General features: G+C 69.4%; 14 protein-coding genes. 13 read left to right on the forward strand and 1 reads right to left on the reverse strand.

Annotated features, from left to right (window positions below):
* Positions 1 to 4 precede the first annotated feature (4 nt).
* The 13 genes from C3488_RS05620 to nuoN are packed head-to-tail and all read left to right on the forward strand — an operon-like array spanning position 5 to position 15,682.
* Positions 5 to 559 carry an NADH-quinone oxidoreductase subunit B family protein gene (locus tag C3488_RS05620; protein WP_007383964.1) on the forward strand — a complete coding sequence of 185 codons (555 nt, stop codon included), beginning with the start codon at positions 5 to 7 and terminating at the stop codon, positions 557 to 559.
* The gene (locus C3488_RS05625; protein WP_103838175.1) at positions 556 to 1,320 is read left to right on the forward strand and encodes an NADH-quinone oxidoreductase subunit C; all 765 of its coding nucleotides are present in this window, start codon (positions 556 to 558) and stop codon (positions 1,318 to 1,320) included. The genes C3488_RS05620 and C3488_RS05625 overlap by 4 nt, the downstream gene beginning before the upstream one ends.
* Positions 1,317 to 2,648 carry an NADH-quinone oxidoreductase subunit D gene (locus tag C3488_RS05630; protein WP_103838176.1) on the forward strand — a complete coding sequence of 444 codons (1,332 nt, stop codon included), beginning with the start codon at positions 1,317 to 1,319 and terminating at the stop codon, positions 2,646 to 2,648. Before C3488_RS05625 ends, C3488_RS05630 begins: the two co-directional genes overlap by 4 nt.
* Positions 2,645 to 3,520 (forward strand): NADH-quinone oxidoreductase subunit NuoE, encoded by an 876-nt coding sequence (gene nuoE, locus C3488_RS05635; protein ID WP_103838177.1) that lies wholly within the window; start codon positions 2,645 to 2,647, stop codon positions 3,518 to 3,520. Before C3488_RS05630 ends, nuoE begins: the two co-directional genes overlap by 4 nt.
* Positions 3,520 to 4,869: an NADH-quinone oxidoreductase subunit NuoF gene (gene nuoF, locus C3488_RS05640; protein WP_103838178.1), complete on the forward strand. Its 1,350-nt coding sequence runs from the start codon at positions 3,520 to 3,522 to the stop codon at positions 4,867 to 4,869. Before nuoE ends, nuoF begins: the two co-directional genes overlap by 1 nt.
* Positions 4,866 to 7,370: an NADH-quinone oxidoreductase subunit G gene (locus C3488_RS05645; protein WP_103838179.1), complete on the forward strand. Its 2,505-nt coding sequence runs from the start codon at positions 4,866 to 4,868 to the stop codon at positions 7,368 to 7,370. The genes nuoF and C3488_RS05645 overlap by 4 nt, the downstream gene beginning before the upstream one ends.
* On the forward strand, positions 7,367 to 8,731 hold the full coding sequence (gene nuoH, locus C3488_RS05650) for an NADH-quinone oxidoreductase subunit NuoH (protein ID WP_103838180.1): 1,365 nt from the start codon (positions 7,367 to 7,369) through the stop codon (positions 8,729 to 8,731). Before C3488_RS05645 ends, nuoH begins: the two co-directional genes overlap by 4 nt.
* On the forward strand, positions 8,724 to 9,365 hold the full coding sequence (nuoI, locus tag C3488_RS05655; RefSeq protein ID WP_103838181.1) for an NADH-quinone oxidoreductase subunit NuoI: 642 nt from the start codon (positions 8,724 to 8,726) through the stop codon (positions 9,363 to 9,365). Before nuoH ends, nuoI begins: the two co-directional genes overlap by 8 nt.
* On the forward strand, positions 9,362 to 10,201 hold the full coding sequence (locus C3488_RS05660; RefSeq protein WP_103838182.1) for an NADH-quinone oxidoreductase subunit J: 840 nt from the start codon (positions 9,362 to 9,364) through the stop codon (positions 10,199 to 10,201). The genes nuoI and C3488_RS05660 overlap by 4 nt, the downstream gene beginning before the upstream one ends.
* Positions 10,198 to 10,497, forward strand: a complete 300-nt coding sequence (gene nuoK / locus C3488_RS05665; RefSeq protein ID WP_023547474.1) for an NADH-quinone oxidoreductase subunit NuoK — start codon at positions 10,198 to 10,200, stop codon at positions 10,495 to 10,497. The genes C3488_RS05660 and nuoK overlap by 4 nt, the downstream gene beginning before the upstream one ends.
* A gap of 15 nt (positions 10,498 to 10,512) precedes the next feature.
* A complete protein-coding gene (nuoL, locus tag C3488_RS05670) occupies positions 10,513 to 12,459 on the forward strand; it encodes an NADH-quinone oxidoreductase subunit L (protein ID WP_103838183.1) in 1,947 nt (648 codons plus the stop codon).
* Positions 12,460 to 12,464: 5 nt separating this feature from the next.
* Complete coding sequence (locus tag C3488_RS05675; protein WP_103838184.1) at positions 12,465 to 14,036, forward strand: NADH-quinone oxidoreductase subunit M; 1,572 nt, start codon at positions 12,465 to 12,467, stop codon at positions 14,034 to 14,036.
* Positions 14,033 to 15,682: an NADH-quinone oxidoreductase subunit NuoN gene (nuoN, locus tag C3488_RS05680; protein ID WP_103838185.1), complete on the forward strand. Its 1,650-nt coding sequence runs from the start codon at positions 14,033 to 14,035 to the stop codon at positions 15,680 to 15,682. Before C3488_RS05675 ends, nuoN begins: the two co-directional genes overlap by 4 nt.
* Before the next feature lie 69 nt (positions 15,683 to 15,751).
* Here nuoN and C3488_RS05685 read toward each other — a convergent pair whose 3' ends face one another.
* Positions 15,752 to 16,354, reverse strand: coding sequence for a Uma2 family endonuclease (locus C3488_RS05685; protein WP_103838186.1), 603 nt, complete (start codon positions 16,352 to 16,354; stop codon positions 15,752 to 15,754).
* Between the last annotated feature and the right edge of the window lie 9 nt (positions 16,355 to 16,363).

The following is a 16,363-nucleotide window of genomic DNA, read 5'->3' on the forward strand; positions in this document are numbered from 1 at the left end:
CGTCATGGGACTCGAAGAAAAGCTGCCGAGCGGTTTCCTTCTGACCACCGTCGAGCAGGCCGCGGGATGGGTGCGCAAGGCGTCGGTCTTCCCGGCCACCTTCGGCCTCGCCTGCTGCGCCATCGAGATGATGACCACCGGCGCCGGCCGCTACGACCTGGCGCGCTTCGGCATGGAGGTCTTCCGCGGCTCGCCCCGCCAGGCGGACCTGATGATCGTCGCGGGCCGGGTCAGTCAGAAGATGGCGCCGGTCCTCAGGCAGGTCTACGACCAGATGCCGAACCCCAAGTGGGTGATCTCGATGGGCGTGTGCGCCTCCTCGGGCGGCATGTTCAACAACTACGCGATCGTCCAGGGCGTCGACCACATCGTCCCCGTCGACATCTATCTGCCCGGCTGCCCGCCACGGCCCGAGATGCTGATGGACGCGATCCTCAAGCTGCACCAGAAGATCCAGTCCTCCAAGCTCGGCGTGAACGCCGAGGAGGCGGCCCGTGAGGCGGAGGAAGCGGCGCTCAAGGCCCTGCCGACGATCGAGATGAAGGGGCTGCTGCGATGACCGACGCGAACGGCACCCACGCGGCGAACGGCTCCGCGAACGGGGTCAACCCCGAGAAGGACCTCGGCGCCGCCAACCTCCCCGGCCGGCGGGGCGAGGGCGGCGAGGAGATCCGCGTCCAGCGCGGCATGTTCGGGGCCGACAACGGCGGCGACACCTCCGGCTACGGCGGCCTGGTCCGCTCCATCCGCCTCCCGGGCGCGGCCACCCGCCCCTACGGTGGCTGGTTCGACGAGGTCGCCGACGAACTGGAGGGCGCCCTGGAGGAGCAGGGCCTCGTCCCCGAGAACGCCATCGAGAAGACCGTCGTCGACCGCGGCGAGCTGACGTTCCACATCGAACGCGAGTACCTTCTCGCCGTCGCCCAGACCCTGCGCGACGACCCGGCGCTCCGCTTCGAGCTGTGCACGGGTGTGAGCGGAGTGCACTACCCCGGCGACAAGGGGCGCGAGCTGCACGCCGTCTACCACCTGCGCTCGATCACCCACAACCGGCTGATCCGCCTGGAGGTCAGCGCCCCCGACGCCGACCCGCACATCCCGTCGCTCGTCTCCGTCTATCCCACGAACGACTGGCACGAGCGCGAGACGTACGACTTCTTCGGCCTGGTCTTCGACGGCCACCCGGCGCTGACGCGGATCATGATGCCGGACGACTGGCAGGGCCATCCGCAGCGCAAGGACTACCCCCTCGGCGGCATCCCCGTCGAGTACAAGGGCGCCCAGATCCCGGCTCCGGACCAGCGGAGGTCGTACTCATGAGCACGCACACCCCGTCGTCAGCCTCCGCGCGCGAGACCACCGAGGGCACCGTCTACACGGTCACCGGCGGTGACTGGGACGAGGTCGTCGAGTCCGTGTCCCGCGCCGACGACGAGCGCCTGATCGTCAACATGGGCCCGCAGCACCCGTCCACGCACGGCGTGCTGAGGCTCATCCTGGAGATCGAGGGCGAGACGGTCACCGAGGCCCGTTGCGGTATCGGCTACCTGCACACCGGCATCGAGAAGAACCTCGAGTACCGCACGTGGACGCAGGGCACCACGTTCGTGACGCGCATGGACTACCTGACGCCGTTCTTCAACGAGACGGCGTACTGCCTCGCTGTGGAGAAGCTCCTCGGCATCGAGGACCAGGTTCCCGACCGCGCCTCGGTCATCCGGGTGCTCCTGATGGAGCTGAACAGGCTCTCCTCCCACCTGGTGTGCATCGCCACCGGCGGCATGGAGCTCGGCGCCACCACGATCATGATCTACGGCTTCCGCGACCGGGAGATGATCCTCGACATCTACGAGCTGATCACCGGCCTGCGGATGAACCACGCCTACGTCCGCCCCGGCGGACTCGCCCAGGACCTGCCGCCGGGCGCCGTGGACCAGATCCGCGAGTTCGTGAAGAAGATGAAGAAGAACTTCCCGGAGTACGACAAGCTCGCCACTGGGAACCCCATCTTCAAGGCCCGTATGCAGGACATCGGCTACCTGGACCTGGCCGGCTGCATGGCCCTGGGCGCAACCGGCCCGATCCTGCGCTCGGCCGGCCTGCCGCACGACCTGCGCAAGGCACAGCCCTACTGCGGCTACGAGACGTACGACTTCGACGTCCCGACCGCCGACACCTGCGACGCCTACGGACGCTTCCTCGTCCGCCTGGAGGAGATGCGCCAGTCGGTCAGGATCATCGAGCAGTGCCTGGACCGGCTGCAGCCCGGCCCGGTCATGGTCGCCGACAAGAAGATCGCCTGGCCCGCCCAGCTCGCCCTGGGACCGGACGGGCTCGGCAACTCCCTGGACCACATCAAGAAGATCATGGGCACCTCGATGGAGGCCCTCATCCATCACTTCAAGCTGGTGACCGAGGGCTTCCGCGTCCCGCCGGGACAGGCGTACGCGGCGGTCGAGTCGCCCAAGGGCGAGCTCGGCGTGCACGTCGTGTCCGACGGCGGCACCCGCCCCTACCGGGTCCACTTCCGCGACCCGTCCTTCACCAACCTGCAGGCCATGGCGGCGATGTGCGAGGGCGGCCAGGTCGCCGACGTCATCGTCGCCGTCGCGTCCATCGACCCCGTGATGGGAGGCGTCGACCGGTGACCACCTCTTCTTCTCAGCGGGGCGTCAGCCTGGGCATGCCCGAACTGCCCGCGCCCGACTACCCGGACGACGTGCGGGCCCGGCTGGAGCGGGACGCGCACGAGATCATCGCCCGCTATCCGGACTCCCGGTCCGCCCTCCTGCCGCTGCTGCACCTGGTGCAGTCGGAGGAGGGCCATGTCACGCGTACCGGGATGCGGTTCTGCGCCGAGGTGCTGGGCCTGACCACAGCCGAGGTCAGCGCGGTCGCCACCTTCTACACCATGTACCGGCGGCGGCCCTCCGGTGACTACCAGGTGGGTGTCTGCACCAACACCCTGTGCGCCGTCATGGGCGGCGACGCCATCTTCGAGGCCCTCCAGGAGCACCTGGGCGTCGGCAACGGCGAGACCACCGACGACGGCAAGGTCACTCTGGAGCACATCGAGTGCAACGCGGCCTGCGACTTCGCGCCGGTCGTGATGGTCAACTGGGAGTTCTTCGACAACCAGACCCCCGAGACGGCCAGGCGCCTCGTCGACGACCTGCGCGCGGGACGGCAGGTCGCTCCCACCCGCGGCGCCCCCCTGTGCACCTTCAAGGAGACCGCCCGGATGCTGGCCGGCTTCCCCGACGAACGGGACGGGGCCGTCGAGGCCACCGGCAGCGCGGGTCCGGCCTCCCTGGTCGGGCTGCGGCTGGCCAAGGGCGAGTCCCCCGCCGCGCGCGTGGTGCACCCACGGGACGGCGGGCCGCACGACGAGGCCGGGGACACGGCCGTGCACCAGCCGTCGCCGGCCGAGCACCTCAGCTCGCACGACGCGCCGCAGGACACATCGGCCTCCGACCCGGCCCACCCGGCCGGGCCCGTAGCCGACGAGGGAGGGCAGTGATGACCTTGGCACCCGAGCTCAACGAAACCAGCCCCGAGAAGCTGCTCGTGCCCGTGCTGTCGGCCTTCTGGGACGAGGAGAGGTCCTGGACGCTTGACGTCTACCGCAGGCACGACGGCTACGAGGGGCTCCGCAAGGCGCTCGCCATGTCGCCGGACGAAGTGATCGCGTACGTCAAGGACTCCGGACTGCGCGGGCGCGGCGGCGCGGGGTTCCCCACGGGAATGAAGTGGCAGTTCATTCCCCAGGGTGACGGCAAGCCTCACTATCTGGTTGTCAACGCCGACGAATCGGAGCCCGGAACCTGCAAGGACATCCCGCTCCTCTTCGCGAACCCGCACAGCCTCATCGAGGGCATCGTCATCGCGTGCTACGCCATCAGGTCCTCGCACGCCTTCATCTATCTGCGTGGTGAAGTCGTCCCCGTGCTGCGGCGGTTGCACTCGGCCGTGCGCGAGGCCTACGCGGCGGGCTACCTCGGCGAGAACATCCTGGGCAGCGGGCTCGATCTCGATGTCACCGTGCACGCGGGCGCGGGCGCGTACATCTGCGGTGAGGAGACCGCACTGCTCGACTCGCTCGAAGGCCGCCGTGGTCAACCGCGGCTCCGTCCCCCCTTCCCCGCGGTCGCGGGCCTCTACGCGTGCCCGACTGTCGTGAACAACGTCGAGTCGATCGCGTCGGTTCCCGCGATCCTGAACCGGGGCAAGGAATGGTTCCGGTCGATGGGCAGCGACAAGTCGCCGGGCTTCACGCTGTACTCGCTCAGCGGCCATGTGGCCAACCCCGGCCAGTACGAGGCCCCGCTCGGCATCACGTTGCGCCAGCTCCTCGACATGAGCGGCGGTATGCGGCCCGGCCACCGGCTGAAGTTCTGGACGCCGGGCGGCTCGTCCACACCGATGTTCACCGAGGAGCACCTCGACGTCGCGCTGGACTACGAGAACGTGGGCGCCGCCGGGTCCATGCTCGGCACCAAGGCCCTGCAGTGCTTCGACGAGACGACCTGCGTGGTGCGGGCCGTGACCCGCTGGACGGAGTTCTACGCCCACGAGTCCTGCGGCAAGTGCACGCCCTGCCGGGAGGGCACCTACTGGCTCGTGCAGCTGCTGCGGGACATCGAGGCGGGCAAGGGCGTCATGTCCGACCTCGACAAGCTCGCCGACATCGCCGACAACATCAACGGCAAGTCCTTCTGCGCCCTCGGCGACGGCGCCGCCTCGCCGATCTTCTCCTCCCTCAAGTACTTCCGCGAGGAGTACGAGGACCACATCACGGGCCGGGGCTGCCCCTTCGACCCGGCCAAGTCCACGGCCTGGGCGGACAAGCCCGCGGAGGTGAACGCATGACTGTGACCACCAGCGCTCCCTCAGGCGGGGGAGAGGCGGCGGTCCCGCCGGAGGACCTCGTCACGCTGACGATCGACGGCGTCGAGATCAGCGTGCCCAAGGGCACCCTGGTCATCCGCGCCGCCGAGCAGCTCGGCATCGAGATCCCCCGCTTCTGCGACCACCCCCTGCTCGACCCGGCCGGCGCCTGCCGCCAGTGCATCGTCGAGGTCGAGGGCCAGCGCAAGCCCATGGCGTCCTGCACCATCACGTGCACGGACGGGATGGTCGTGAAGACGCACCTCACCTCGCCCGTCGCCGAGAAGGCCCAGAAGGGTGTGATGGAGCTCCTGCTCATCAACCACCCGCTGGACTGCCCCGTCTGCGACAAGGGCGGCGAGTGCCCGCTGCAGAACCAGGCGATGTCGCACGGCAACGCCGAGTCCCGCTTCGACGGCAGGAAGCGGACGTACGAGAAGCCGGTCCCGATCTCCACGCAGGTGCTGCTCGACCGCGAGCGGTGCGTGCTGTGCGCCCGCTGCACCCGGTTCTCCAACCAGATCGCGGGCGACCCGATGATCGAGCTGCTGGAGCGGGGCGCACTGCAGCAGGTCGGCACCGGAGAGGGCGACCCCTTCGAGTCGTACTTCTCCGGGAACACCATCCAGATCTGCCCGGTCGGCGCGTTGACCTCGGCGGCGTACCGCTTCCGCTCCCGCCCCTTCGACCTGGTCTCGTCCCCCTCCGTATGCGAGCACTGCTCCGGGGGCTGCGCGACCCGCACCGACCACCGGCGCGGCAAGGTCATGCGGCGGCTGGCCGCCTACGACCCCGAGGTCAACGAGGAGTGGATCTGCGACAAGGGGCGGTTCGCGTTCCGGTACGCGCAGATGAAGGACCGGCTCGATGTGCCGCTGGTGCGGCGCGAGAGCGGTGAGCTGGAGCCCGCGTCCTGGCCCGAGGCGCTCGACGTCGCCGCCCGGGGGCTGCTCGCCGCGCGGGGCCGGGCCGGAGTGCTCACCGGCGGCCGGCTCACCTTGGAGGACGCCTACGCGTACAGCAAGTTCGCGCGCGTGGCGCTCGACACGAACGACATCGACTTCCGTGCGCGTGTGCTCAGCGGCGAGGAGGCCGACTTCCTGGCCGCCCGGATCGCCGGACGCGGCCGCGACCTCGACGGTACGGGCGTCACGTACACCTCCCTGGAGAAGGCGCCCGCCGTCCTGCTCGTCGGGTTCGAGTCCGAGGAGGAGGCGCCCGGCGTCTTCCTGCGGCTGCGCAAGGCGTGGCGCAAGCACGGTCAGCAGGTGTTCGCCCTCGCCACGCACGCCACCCGGGGCCTGGAGAAGGCCGGGGGGACCCTGCTGCCGGCCGCGCACGGGACCGAGACCGAGTGGCTGGACGCGCTGGCCGGACGGGTCGGACTGGAGGAGGACGGCGTACGTGCCGCGGAGGCGCTGCGCACCGAGGGCGCCGTGATCGTCGTCGGTGAACGCCTCGCCGCCGTGGCCGGCGGTCTCACCGCCGCCGTCCGCACCGCGGCCGCCACCGGCGCCCGGCTGGTGTGGATCCCGCGCCGGGCCGGGGAGCGCGGCGCGGTCGAGGCGGGCGCGCTGCCCTCGCTGCTGCCGGGCGGGCGTCCGGCCACCGACCCGCGCGCGCGGGAGGAGGTCGCCGCCGCCTGGGGCCTTGCCGACCTCCCGCACCGCTACGGCCGGGACACGGGCCAGATCGTCGAGGCCGCGGCCACCGGCGAACTGCGTGCCCTGGTCGTCGCCGGCGTCGAGGTCGCCGACCTGCCCGACCCGGCACGCGCGCGTGAGGCACTGTCCGAGGTGGACTTCCTGGTCTCCCTGGAACTGCGGCCCAGCGAGGTCACCGAACGCGCGGACGTGGTGCTGCCGGTCGCGGCGGTCGCCGAGAAGGCCGGCACGTTCCTCAACTGGGAGGGCAGGGCCCGCCTCTTCGAGGCCTCCCTCAAGCCCGACCAGATGACCCGCCCGCTGATGCCGACCGACGCGCGCGTCCTGCAGATGCTCGCCGACGCGATGGACGTGCACCTGGGGCTGCCCGATCTGCGCACGATCCGCGTGGAGCTGGACCGCCTCGGCGCCTGGGACGGTCCGCGGGCCGCCAACCCCCTGGAGATCGGCGGACAGCTGCCCCGCCCGGCCGCCGGGGAGGCCGTGCTCGCAGGCCACCGGCTGCTGCTCGACCAGGGCCGCCTCCAGGACGGCGACGAGGCGCTGGCCGGCACGCGGCACGCGGCACGCGCGCGTGTGTCCGCCGCCACCGCCGCCGAGGCCGGCGTCAAGAACGGTGACCTGCTGGCCGTACGCGGGCCGTCCGGAACCGTCGAACTGCCGCTGCAGATCACCGAGATGCCCGACCGCGTGGTCTGGCTCCCGATGAACTCCACGGGCGGCGGCGTCCCCTCCGACACCGGGGCGCAGCCCGGCACCCTCGTCCGCATCGGCCCGGCGACGCCCGCCGCCGAAGCCCCCAAGGAGGTGGAGGCATGAGCCCGTACCTCGCCGCTGAAGACCTCTCCATGTTCGGCCGCGACCCCTGGTGGCTGGTCGTCGTCAAGGCGGTGTTCTGCTTCGCCTTCCTGATGGTGACCGTGCTCTTCTCGATCGTCTGGGAGCGCAAGGTCGTCGCCTGGATGCAGCTGCGCATCGGCCCCAACCGGCACGGCCCCTGGGGCATGCTCCAGTCGCTCGCCGACGGCGTGAAGCTGATGCTGAAGGAAGACCTCATCGTCAAGCGCGCGGACAAGGTGGTCTACATCCTCGCGCCGATCGTCGCGGCCATCCCGGCCTTCATGGCGATCGCGGTGATCCCCTTCGGGCCCGCCGGAAACGAGATCTCGATCTTCGGCCATCGCACCACGATGCAGCTCACCGACCTGCCGATCGCGATGCTCTACATCCTCGCGGTCGCGTCGGTCGGCATCTACGGCATCGTGCTGGCGGGCTGGAGCTCCGGCTCCACCTACCCGCTCCTGGGCGGCCTGCGCTCCTGCGCGCAGATGATCTCGTACGAGATCGCCATGGGCGCCGCCTTCGCCTCCGTGTTCCTCTACTCGGGGTCGATGTCGACGTCGAGGATCGTCGAGGCGCAGCACGACCGCTGGTACATCCTGCTGCTGCCGGTGTCCTTCATCATCTACATCGTCACGATGGTCGGCGAGACCAACCGCGCCCCCTTCGACATGCCGGAGTCCGAGGGCGACCTGGTGGGCGGCTTCAACACCGAGTACTCGTCGATCAAGTTCGCGATGTTCATGCTCGCCGAGTACGTCAACATGGTGACGGTCTCGGCCGTGTCCACCACCCTCTTCCTGGGCGGCTGGCGCGCCCCGTGGCCGATCAGCACGTTCTGGGAGGGCGCGAACCACGGCTGGTGGCCGTTGCTCTGGTTCGTCATCAAGGTGCAGCTGCTGCTGTTCTTCTTCATCTGGCTGCGCGGCACGCTCCCGCGCGTCCGCTACGACCAGCTGATGAAGCTCGGCTGGAAGGTCCTCATCCCGGTCTCCGTGGTCTGGCTGATGCTCGTCGCGACCGTGAGGGCGCTTCGCAACGAGAACTACGGTTTCGCCGACATCGCGCTGTACGTCGCGGGCGGAGTCCTCGCACTGCTCCTGGTGTCGTTCGTCATCGACATGTTCCGCGCGAAGGCCAAGGAGGCCGAGCAGCCCGCCGAGGAACCCGCCGCCTTCGACCCGATGGCCGGGGGATTCCCCGTGCCGCCGCTGCCGGGGCAGACGCTGCCGCCGGTGCCGAGGCGCCGCTCGCGCCGGGAGCGGGAGCTCATTGTCAGTGGTGGTCCCGACACTGTGAGTGACGGATCTTCGGATGGAAAGGAGGCGTCCGATGGCTGACGAGCCCAAGGACACCAAGCCGGGTCTCCAGAACCCGGTGGCCGGCTTCGGCGTGACCTTCAAGGCCATGTTCAAGAAGCGGCTCACCGAGCAGTACCCGGAGCAGAAGAAGACCACGGCTCCGCGGTTCCACGGCCGGCACCAGCTCAACCGCCATCCGGACGGCCTGGAGAAGTGCGTCGGCTGTGAACTGTGCGCCTGGGCGTGTCCCGCCGACGCGATCTACGTCGAGGGTGCGGACAACACGGACGAGGAGCGCTACTCCCCGGGCGAGCGGTACGGGCGGGTCTACCAGATCAACTACGCCCGCTGCATCCTGTGCGGCCTGTGCATCGAGGCGTGCCCCACGCGCGCGCTGACGATGACCAACGAGTTCGAGCTGGCCGACTCCAGCCGCGCCAACCTCATCTACACCAAGGAGCAACTGCTCGCCGGCCTCGAAGAGGGCATGGTCGACACGCCCCACGCCATCTACCCGGGAATGGACGAGCAGGACTACTACCGGGGCCTGGTGACGGAGGCCGCGCCCGGCACGGTGCGCCAGGTCGCCGTCTCGAAGGGCGAGGTACCGCAGGAGGCCGTCTCCACCTTCGGCGAGGGCGAGCCGGCGTCGAAGAAGGTGATCGGCGGATGACTGATCTCGCGGCCTACTCCACCTCCACCGGAGAGGCCTTCCAGTTCTGGGTCCTCGGCACCGTCGCGGTGCTCGGCGCCCTCGGCACCGTCTTCATGAAGAAGGCCGTGCACAGCGCGCTGTGCCTCGCGGGCACCATGATCGTCCTGGCGGTGTTCTACCTCGCCAACGGCGCCTATTTCCTGGGGATCGTGCAGATCGTCGTCTACACCGGCGCGATCATGATGCTGTTCCTGTTCGTGGTGATGCTCGTCGGCGTCACCGCGGCGGACTCCCTGAAGGAGACCATCAAGGGGCAGCGCTGGCTGGCCCTCCTGTGCGGGCTCGGCTTCGGCATCCTGCTGTTCGCGGGCATCGCCAACGCGTCCCTGAAGGACTTCGCCGGCACCGGCAAGGCGAACGCGGGCGGCAATGTGGAGGGTCTGGCGGCCCTCATCTTCACCAAGTACGTGTTCGCCTTCGAAATCACCGGTGCCCTGCTGATCACGGCCGCCGTCGGCGCCATGGTGCTCACCCACCGCGAGCGCACCGAGCGCGCCCGCACCCAGCGCGAACTCTCCGAGCAGCGCGTACGGGAGGGCAAGCACGTTCCGCCGCTGCCGGCCCCCGGCGTCTACGCCCGGCACAACGCGGTGGACATCGCGGGCCTCCTGCCGGACGGCACCCCGTCCGAGCTGACCGTCAACAAGACGCTGCGCGCCCGCGGGCAGATCCGTGACGTCTCCGAGGAGGCGATCAGCGATCTCAAGGCCCTGGAACAGCGCGCCGCCGAGCGCCTCGAGCGCACCGAGGAGAAGCGGCCGTCGCTCAAGAGGACCGAGGAGGCGTCGAAGTGAACCCGGTCAACTACCTGTATCTCGCGGCCCTGTTGTTCACGATCGGCGCCACCGGCGTACTGATCCGGCGCAACGCGATCGTGGTGTTCATGTGCATCGAGCTGATGCTCAACGCGTGCAACCTCGCGTTCGTCACCTTCTCCCGGATGCACGGCAATCTCGACGGCCAGATCATCGCCTTCTTCACGATGGTCGTCGCCGCCGCGGAGGTCGTCGTCGGGCTCGCGATCATCGTGTCGCTGTTCCGTACCCGCCATTCGGCCTCGGTCGACGACGCCAGCCTGATGAAGCTGTAAGGGGTCGGGAGAATCGTGGAGAACCTGATTGCGCTGCTGATCGCGGCGCCCCTGCTCGGAGCGGCCGTGCTGCTGTGCGGCGGCAGAAGGCTGGACGCGGTGGGCCACTGGCTCGGCACGGTGCTCGCCGCCGTCTCCTTCGTGTTCGGTGCCGTCCTCCTCACCGACATGCTGGGGAAGGCCGCCGACCACCGGACCGTCACCCAGCACCTGTTCAGCTGGGTCCCCGTGGCCGGTTTCCAGGCCGACGTCACCTTCCGGCTCGACCAGCTCTCGATGACGTTCGTCCTGCTGATCACCGGAGTCGGCTCGCTCATCCACCTGTACTCGGTCGGGTACATGGAGCACGACGAGCGCCGGCGCCGCTTCTTCGGCTATCTGAACCTGTTCCTCGCGGCGATGCTGCTGCTGGTGCTCGCCGACAACTACCTGCTGCTGTACGTCGGCTGGGAGGGCGTCGGTCTCGCCTCGTACCTGCTGATCGGCTTCTGGCAGCACAAGCCGAGCGCGGCGACGGCGGCGAAGAAGGCGTTCCTCGTCAACCGCGTCGGCGACATGGGCCTGTCGATCGCCATCATGCTGATGTTCACGACGTTCGGGACCTTCGCCTTCGGCCCGGTCCTCGGCCACGTCGGGAACACCTCCGAAGGCAAGCTCACGGCCATCGGCCTGATGCTGCTGCTCGCCGCGTGCGGCAAGTCGGCCCAGGTGCCGCTGCAGTCCTGGCTCGGTGACGCGATGGAGGGCCCGACCCCGGTCTCGGCCCTCATCCACGCCGCCACCATGGTGACCGCGGGCGTGTACCTGATCGTCCGCTCCGGAGCGATCTTCAACGCGGCGCCGGACGCCCAGCTGGCCGTCACCGTGGTCGGTGCGGTCACGCTCCTGTTCGGTGCGATCGTCGGTTGCGCGAAGGACGACATCAAGAAGGCGCTGGCCGGCTCGACGATGTCGCAGATCGGCTACATGGTGCTGGCCGCGGGCCTCGGCCCCATCGGCTACGTCTTCGCGATCATGCACCTGGTGACGCACGGCTTCTTCAAGGCCGGGCTGTTCCTCGGCGCCGGCTCGGTCATGCACGGCATGAACGACGAGGTCGACATGCGCCGGTACGGCGGCCTCAGGAAGTACATGCCGGTCACCTTCGTCACCTTCGGCCTCGGCTACCTGGCGATCATCGGTTTCCCGGGCCTGTCCGGCTTCTTCTCCAAGGACAAGATCATCGAGGCGGCCTTCGCGAAGGGCGGCGCCGAGGGCTGGATCCTCGGCGGCGCGGCCCTGCTGGGCGCGGCCATCACGGCGTTCTACATGACGCGGGTGATGCTGATGACGTTCTTCGGCGAGGAGCGCTGGCGCCACCAGCCGACCCCCTCCCCGGCCGAGCCCAGTGTGGAACCGGCGGCCGAGGAGCGCGGCGAGCACGCCGAGCCGCATCCGCACGAGTCGCCGGGCGTCATGACGATCCCCATGATCGTGCTCGCGGTCGGATCGGTCTTCGGCGGCGCGTTCTTCAGCATCGGCGACCGCTTCCTGCACTGGCTGGAGCCGGTCACCGGGCACAGCGAGGGCCACTCGCCGGTCAGCGCCCTGACGGTCACCGGAGCGACCATGGTGTGCCTGGTCGTCGGCGTGGCCATCGCCTGGGCGCAGTACGGCCGTAAGCCCGTCCCGGCCGTCGCCCCGCGCGGCTCCCTGCTCACCCGGGCCGCCCGGCGCGACCTGCTCCAGGACGACTTCAACCACGTCGTCCTCGTCCGCGGCGGAGAGCACCTCACCCGCTCCCTGGTGTACGTGGACCACACCCTGGTCGACGGCGTCGTCAACGGCACGGCGGCCTCGGTCGGCGGCCTGTCCGGCCGGCTCCGCCGCCTGCAGAACGGCTACGCACGGTCGTACGCCGTCTCGATGTTCGGCGGTGCGGCGGTGCTCGTCGCCCTGACCCTGCTGATGAGGGCGGTCTGATAGCGATGTCCTTTCCCCTGCTGACAGCGACGGCGGTGCTCCCGGCCGTGGGGGCGATCGCCACGGCCGCGGTCCCCGCCGCGCAGCGCACCGCCGCCAAGTGGCTGGCGCTGGTCGTCTCGCTCGCCACGCTCGCGCTCGCCGCGGTGATCGCGTTCCGCTTCGAACCGGGCGGCGCCCGGTACCAGTTCACCGAGTCCCACCCCTGGATCAAGGACTTCGGGGTGCGGTACGAGTTGGGCGTGGACGGCATCGCGGTGGCGCTCATCGCGCTGACCGCGCTGCTGATCCCATTCGTGATCCTGGCGGGCTGGCACGACGCCGACCCGCTGGAGACCGGAAGCCGGCGCTGGCGGCCGACGCAGGGCTTCTTCGCCCTGATCCTGGCCGTCGAGGCGATGGTGATCATCTCGTTCGAGGCCACCGACGTCTTCGTCTTCTACATCTTCTTCGAAGCCATGCTCATCCCGATGTACTTCCTCATCGGCGGCTTCGGGGACCGCGCCCACGAGCAGGGCGAGAAGGCGGCGTCCACGCAACGGTCGTACGCCGCCGTGAAGTTCCTCCTCTACAACCTGGCCGGCGGCCTGATCATGCTGGCCGCGGTGATCGGCCTGTATGTACAGGCGGGCAACTTCTCCCTCCCGGAGATCGTGCAGGCGCGGGCGAACGGCTCGCTGCACATGGCGACCAGCACCGAACGCTGGTTGTTCCTCGGTTTCTTCTTCGCCTTCGCGGTGAAGGCGCCGCTGTGGCCGCTGCACACCTGGCTGCCCAACGCCATGGGGGAGGCCACCGCCCCCGTCGCCGTGCTGATCACGGCGGTCGTCGACAAGGTGGGCACGTTCGCGATGCTGCGCTTCTGCCTCCAGCTGTTCCCGGAGGCGAGCAAGTGGGCGACACCGGTCATCCTCGTCCTGGCCCTGATCAGCATCCTGTACGGGGCGCTGCTCGCGGTCGGCCAGCGGGACATCAAGCGGCTGGTGGCCTACGCGTCGATCTCGCACTTCGGCTTCATCATCATGGGCATCTTCGCCATGACCAGCCAGGGCCAGTCCGGGGCGACTCTGTACATGGTCAACCACGGCATCTCGACGGCCGCCTGGATGCTGGTGGCGGGCTTCCTGATCTCGCGCCGCGGCTCGCGTCTGATCGCGGGGTACGGGGGCGTGCAGAAGGTGGCGCCGGTGCTCGCCGGCACGTTCCTGATCGGCGGCCTGGCGACGCTGTCCCTGCCGGGGCTCGCGCCGTTCGTGAGTGAGTTCCTGGTGCTGGTCGGCACGTTCACGCGCCATCCGGTGATCGGCATCATCGCCACCTTCGGCATCGTCCTCGCCGCGCTCTACACCCTCGTCCTGTACCAGCGGACGATGACGGGCCCGGTGAAGGCGGAGGTCGCGACGATGCCGGACCTGCGGGTCCGCGAGCTCGTGGTGGTCGTCCCGCTGATCGCGTTGCTGATCTTCCTGGGTGTCTATCCGAAGCCGGTCACCGACCTGGTCAACCCGGCGGTCCAGCACACCATGTCCGACGTACACCAGACCGATCCCAAGCCCGCAGTGGAGGCGGCCAAGTGAGCGCAACAGCCGTCCACAGCCTGTGGACAACCGCGGCCGACCCGATCGCGAAGATCCAGGCGCCGAAGATCGAATACGGGCAGTTGTCACCGACCCTGATCGTCATCGGTGCGGCACTCGTCGGGGTGCTGATCGAGGCGTTCCTGCCGCGCAAGTCCCGTTATTACGCACAGGTGTTCGTGTCCGTTGTCGCACTCGCCGCCGCGTTCGCCGCGGTGGTGGCGCTAGCCGCCGACGGATACGGCACCACCAAGGCCCATATCGCGGCGATGGGCGCGCTCGCGGTCGACGGACCGTCCCTGTTCCTGCAGGGCACCATCCTTCTCGCGGGCCTGCTGGGCGTGTTCACCTTCGCCGAGCGCCGCCTCGACCCGGAGGCGCACGGCAACCGGGTCGACTCGTTCGCCGCGCAGGCCGCGTCCGTGCCGGGCAGCGAGAGCGAGAAGGCCGCCGTCAAGGCGGGTTTCACGACGACGGAGGCGTTCCCGCTGCTGCTGTTCGCGGTCGGCGGGATGCTGGTCTTCCCCTCGGCGAACGACCTGCTGACCCTCTTCGTCGCCCTGGAGGTCTTCTCGCTGCCGCTGTACCTGCTGTGCGCGCTCGCCCGGCGCAAGCGGCTCATGTCGCAGGAGGCCGCGGTCAAGTACTTCCTGCTCGGCGCCTTCGCCTCCGCCTTCACCCTGTTCGGCATCGCCCTGCTGTACGGCTACGCGGGCTCGGTGTCGTACGCGAGGATCTCGCAGGTCGTCGACGGCACGGTCACGAACGTCGACCCGGCGCTCGCCAACACCATGGGCAACGACGCGCTGCTGCTCGTCGGCGCCGCGATGATCGTGATGGGCCTGCTGTTCAAGGTGGCCGCGGTGCCGTTCCACATGTGGACACCGGACGTGTACCAGGGCGCGCCGACACCCGTGACCGGTTTCATGGCGGCGGCGACCAAGGTGGCGGCGTTCGGCGCGCTGCTGCGGCTGCTGTACGTGGTGCTGCCGGGCATGCGCTGGGACTGGCGGCCGGTGATGTGGGCGATCGCGATCGTCACCATGCTGGGCGGCGCGATCGTTGCGATCACGCAGACCGACATCAAGCGGATGCTGGCGTATTCGTCGATCGCGCACGCCGGGTTCATCCTCGCGGGTGTGATCGCGACCACGCGGAGCGGCGTGTCCTCTGTCCTCTTCTACCTGGCCGCGTACTCGTTCGTGACGATCGGTGCCTTCGCGGTCGTCACCCTCGTCCGCGACGCGGGCGGCGAGGCGACGCACCTGTCCAAGTGGGCCGGGCTCGGCCGCAGGTCCCCGCTGGTGGCGGCCGTCTTCGCGGTGTTCCTGCTGGCCTTCGCGGGCATCCCGCTGACCTCGGGCTTCGCCGGGAAGTTCGCGGTGTTCAAGGCGGCGGCGGAAGGCGGGGCGATCCCGCTGGTCGTGATCGGTGTGATCTCGTCCGCCGTGGCGGCGTTCTTCTACATCCGGGTGATCGTCCTGATGTTCTTCAGCGAACCTCGCCCGGAGGGCCCGACGGTGGCGGTCCCGTCCCCGCTGACGACGACGGCGATCGGGCTCGGCGTGGCGGTCACCGTGGCGCTGGGCGTGGCACCGCAGTACTTCCTGGACCTGGCGAGCCAGGCGGGGGTGTTCGTCCGCTGAGGCGCCCGCGCCGGTTGCGCGACGGCCCGGCACCCGCTCGGGGGGTGCCGGGCCGTGTGCTGCTCGGGTCTACTGCTTGTCGGTGTGACGCGTCCTGATCTGGGTGAGGTCCAGGTCCACGGGGAACGGAACATCCATCTTCATCCGCTCCCGGAAGATCCCCACGCTGGTGTACGTGCCCGTGGTCGGCTCCAGCTCGAAGGCGTGCACGGCCGCGCGGCCCTTCTCGTTCTCGACGCGCCAGTAGTGGGGGATCTTGGCCCGGGCGTACTTCAGGGGCTTGGTCTCGCGGTCCCGGGAGACGGAGTCCTCCGAGACGACCTCGATGGCCAGGACGACGGCCTCTGCCGGGAAGCGAGTCTGCTCCGGGTCCTCCACCACGTCTCCGTGCACCACCACCACGTCGGGTTCGGGCCGGTTCTGGTTGTCGAGATCGATGGTGAACTCGCGGAACACCTCGAGGTCCGCAGGCGCCAGCGACTGGAGCTGCCACTTGAAGAAGTCGATGGCACGCTCGTGAAAGATGGTCTGCGGACTCACGAAGACCAGGCTCCCGTCGATCAGTTCCGTGTGCGGGGGCAGATTCGGAAGCCGGTCCAGGTCGTCGGCGGTCCAGCCGCCCTCCGGCGGGATCGGCCAGGTGGGCGTGGACGCCTTCGGTGCGACGCTCATGAGTGCTCC

It is taken from the genome of Streptomyces sp. Ru72 (assembly GCF_002920635.1).
Lineage (GTDB): Bacteria > Actinomycetota > Actinomycetes > Streptomycetales > Streptomycetaceae > Streptomyces.